Annotated in this window: 3 protein-coding genes; 1 reads left to right on the top strand and 2 read right to left on the bottom strand. The window is 61.0% G+C overall.

All coding sequences use genetic code 11. The features are described from left to right. Positions 1-249: 249 nt before the first annotated feature. The gene (locus BMW90_RS25985; RefSeq protein WP_074840684.1) at positions 250-2,691 is read left to right on the top strand and encodes a TOTE conflict system archaeo-eukaryotic primase domain-containing protein; all 2,442 of its coding nucleotides are present in this window, start codon (positions 250-252) and stop codon (positions 2,689-2,691) included. Positions 2,692-2,731: 40 nt separating this feature from the next. Here BMW90_RS25985 and BMW90_RS25980 read toward each other — a convergent pair whose 3' ends face one another. Both BMW90_RS25980 and BMW90_RS25975 read right to left on the bottom strand, forming a co-directional pair. Further along, complete coding sequence (locus BMW90_RS25980) at positions 2,732-3,736, bottom strand: tyrosine-type recombinase/integrase (RefSeq protein WP_074840682.1); 1,005 nt, start codon at positions 3,734-3,736, stop codon at positions 2,732-2,734. Continuing rightward, entirely contained in the window at positions 3,733-4,188 is a 456-nt protein-coding gene (locus BMW90_RS25975) for a tyrosine-type recombinase/integrase (protein WP_244526643.1), read from the bottom strand. The genes BMW90_RS25980 and BMW90_RS25975 overlap by 4 nt, the downstream gene beginning before the upstream one ends. Positions 4,189-4,246: the final 58 nt, after the last annotated feature.

Below are 4,246 nucleotides of genomic sequence, written 5' to 3'. Positions count from 1 at the left end.
ACGTAATATGCCGCGTCACCGTTATGCGGAGTTCGGGATTTCAACCTGTTGTTCTGCTGATTCATTTTCGGGTTTCCACTTTGGATAATCATGACGCCTCTGCTCTCAACCGCAGAAGGACATCTTCCATGAACTCCCCCTCCAACTCTCCGCTCAGTGGCCGTGCTGACGATCGGGAAGACCCGCTTACGCCAGTCCGTTTCGCGCTTTATGCTTGGCGGAAGGGAAAAGATTGGGTGGAAACCGCGGGTGGCAGAAAAGAGCGACATCGGGGAGGAAATGGCGCGGGTTCGAGCGCGTCTGGCCGATCTGGATGCCGAACGGCAGCGGCTTCAGCGCGAGATGGCGTCCCTCGAGGTTCGCCTCGCCGCAGAGCACGCGCCAGCCGTGAAACAGCCTTCCTTCGAGGACGCTCCGGTGACGAACAGTTCGCCGTCGCATGAAAAGGTCGACCTGTTCCGAAGTCTATTCGCCGGTCGGCCTGACGTGTTTCCTGTGCGATGGGAAAACAGGAAGACCGAACGCTCAGGATATTCGCCTGCTTGTGCCAACGAATGGGTGAAAGGCATTTGCGGCAAGCCGAAGGTCAAATGCGGCGAGTGCCCGCATCAGAAGTTCATCCCGCCGAATGAGCACATCATGGAAAAACACCTGCGCGGTGATGATGGCCGAAGCGGGGATTTTGTCGCCGGCGTCTACCCGCTTCTCCAGGGTGATACTTGCTGGTTCCTTGCTGCGGATTTTGACAAGGCATCCTGGGCGGAAGACGCTAGTGCGCTGCTGGAAACCTGCCGGGCAAAGAGAGTCCCAGCAGCGCTGGAGCGGTCGAGATCGGGCAACGGCGGTCATGTCTGGATCTTCTTCTCTGAACCCGTGTCCGCCCGTCTGGCGCGCCAGCTCGGATCGGTCCTGATCACGGAAACGATGGAAAGGCGGCCGGAGATTGGCTTTGCCTCCTATGACCGGCTGTTTCCAAACCAGGATATCATGCCGCTCGGCGGTTTCGGCAATCTTATCGCACTGCCGCTCCAGAACACTGCGCGCAAGGCTGGCAACAGCGTCTTTGTGGACGCGGGTATGCGGCCATTTGACGATCAGTGGGCCTTTTTGTCTTCCCTGCCGAGAATGTCGGCGGCAGCGGTGAGTGACCTCGTCGAAACGGCGGAGCTTTCCGGGCGGGTGTTGGGCGTGCGCATGCCGGTGGATGACGAGCAGGCGAATGAGCCCTGGAAGATGTCTCCGTCACGCCGCAGCACGCCGCGACGTCTGGATGTGCCCATCCCGCAAACCATCAAGGTGACAGTCTCGGACCAGATCTATATCGACCGGTCAGAGCTGCCTTCGGCCATGATTGCCCAACTGGTGCGGCTGGCCGCGTTCCAGAACCCAGAATTCTATCGCGCGCAAGCGATGCGGCTGCCGACATTCGGCAAGCCGCGAATTGTCTCCTGTGCCGAACTGCATCCCCGACACGTTGCGCTGCCGCGCGGCTGCTTCGACGAAGTGATCGGGTTCCTGTCCGATCACGATGCGACAGCCGATCTGGACGATTTGCGCGAGGATGGAACCCGCTTGCCGGAGACGGTCCGCTTCCGTGGCGAACTTCGCCCGCCGCAATCGCGCGCGTTTGACGCCTTGGCCGAACACGATACCGGTGTGCTTGCCGCCACGACCGCATTCGGTAAAACGGTCGTGGCCGCGGCGCTGATCGCACATCGTGCACGCAATACGCTGGTGCTGGTTCACCGCCGGGAACTGCTAAACCAATGGGTCGAGCGGCTGAAGTCCTTTCTGCAGATCGACCCGAAGCTGATCGGCACCATCGGCGGCGGCAAACGCAAACCTACCGGTGTGATCGACGTGGCGCTGATCCAGAGCCTGGTCCGCAAAGGCGAAGTAGACGACATTGTTGCCGACTACGGACACCTTATCGTCGATGAATGCCATCATCTGTCTGCGTCAAGCTTTGAACTGGTCGCCCGCAGATCGAAGGCGCGCTACGTCACCGGGTTGTCGGCGACCGTCGCCCGAAAAGACGGACATCATCCGATCATCTTCATGCAATGCGGCCCCGTGCGCCATCAGGTGAGCGCCAAATCGCAGGCCGCCGAAAGCGGCATTCACCATCGGGCGCGTGAACGTCACACGAGATTCCGTTTGCCGGAGCCCCTCGCCATGGCGGAGCGCCCATCCATACCTGCAATTTATGCCGCTTTAGCGGAGGACCTTGCTCGAAACGATCTGATCTTCGACGATGTGCTGAAATCACTGGAGGCCAAACGCTCGCCGATCGTGCTGACCGAACGGAAGGATCACCTCCAGTATCTTCATCAGCGATTCTCCCGATTTGCGAAGAACATCGCCGTGCTCCGTGGCGGCATGTCCGCAAAGGACCGGAAGGCCGCGCATGCGGCGCTGACTGTCGATGACGATGAGGAACGGCTGATCCTCGCGACAGGGCGCTATATCGGTGAGGGCTTCGATGATGCGCGGCTCGACACCCTGTTCCTGACGATGCCGATCGCCTGGAAAGGCACGCTGGCGCAATATGTCGGCAGGTTGCATCGGCAGCATGACGGAAAGAAAGACGTCCTGGTGGTCGATTATGTCGACAGTTCGGTTCCGGTCCTGTCCAGAATGGCGGCCAAGCGTCGTGCAGGCTATCGGGCGCTCGGCTATGTGATGGAATAGCGCCCCGCCGGAAGCGGGACGCCAGTTGTTACGCGTTCAGTCAGGAACGCTGCGTGGCCGCCGCCAATATCTGCATCAGCTTGTCCGAGGGGTCCCGGAACTTGCCCGGTTTGATCAACGGTGCGTGATGGGCATCCAAGAGCGCGAGCTTCTCGGTCGGGTCCGCGCGCAGATACATCTCCGTTGTCTGGATGCTGGCATGGCCGAGCCAGAGCGCGACCTTGCGGACATCGCCGGTGGCCTGAAGCGTGTGCATCGCGCAACTGTGCCGCAGCACATGCGGGGTGACGTGCTTTGCGGCGATCGACGGCGCCGCGCGTTCGGCTGTCACCACATGCTGCCTGAGCCTGTAGGCGAACCCGTCCCGTGTCATCTGGCGACCATCACGGTTCAGGAACAGTTCCGGCCCCGCATTCCCTGGCCGGACAGCCAGCCACGCGCGAATGGCGGCCTGGGTCTCCTTCCAGAGCGGCAGAATCCGCTCCCGCCGACCCTTGCCAAGAATCCGCACGCTGGAAAACGAGCCTTCAGGAAAATCGCCCATTCGCACTGCGAGCAGCTCGGACGCCCTCAAGCCCGCAGCATAGGCCAGATGCAGCATCGCCCGGTCACGCAATCCGCCAAGCGTATGGCGGTTCGGTGCGGCAAGCAGAGCCTGGAGTTCTTCCCGGGTCAGGTAGTCGATGAGCCTTGTATCCGACCGCTTGATCGGCAGGGCCCGGATCATCATCGCCTGTTCAAGGCATGCCGGGTGGCGATGTTCGACGAAACGGAAGAACGATTTGATCGCCGCCAGCCGCGCGTTGCGGGACCGGGCGGAATTGGCGCGCCCTACCTCGATGTGTTCAAGGAACGCCCTGATTATCTGGACATCGAGGTCTTCGATTGCGAGTTCCGAAGGGGAGCGCTTGAGCCGTCCAGCGGCAAACCGCAGCAGAAGAGTGAACGCGTGGGCATAGGCTGCGATGGTATGTCGGCTTGCACCGCACTCGCCCGGGAGATGGGTTTGCAGGAAGGCCGAAAGATCGGGAGCGAGCGGGGTCATGCTGCACCTCCGATCCAGGTCTCTTCGGCGGTCGATGCAATCATCTTCAGCAGCACTGGCGTGGCCTCAAGGTACCAATAGGTGCTGGCGATATCGACATGGCCGAGATAGGTGCTCAGAGCCTTCATGTGCCGCAAAACCGACTGCAGATCGTTCCCGCAGGCCTCCAGAGATCGCATCGCGAATGTATGGCGCAGATCGTGCAGCCGGGGTCCGGGACCAGTCGGAGTGCGATATCCGAGCTTCCGCACGATCCGGACGAAGACCACGTGGACCCTGGTCGCCGTCGGGGCACGGCCATGGCCAAGAACGAAAAGATCATCGCCCGCATTACCTACGCCATTGCGGGCTTCGAGATACCGTTCCAGAGCAGCGCGGGTCGAGGCATGTATCGGCACGAGGCGGCTTTTGCCGAACTTGCCCTTCCGGATCATGAGACCATCTTCCGTCAAGTCGTCGCACCGGAGGGACAAAGCCTCCGAAATCCGCAAACCTGTCGATGCAAGCAAA

The sequence above is a fragment of the Marinovum algicola genome (genome assembly GCF_900109145.1).
GTDB classification, from domain to species: Bacteria; Pseudomonadota; Alphaproteobacteria; order Rhodobacterales; family Rhodobacteraceae; genus Marinovum; species Marinovum algicola.
The sequence above is the reverse complement of the archived record's forward strand: the minus strand, read 5'-3'. Positions and strand labels throughout refer to the sequence as shown.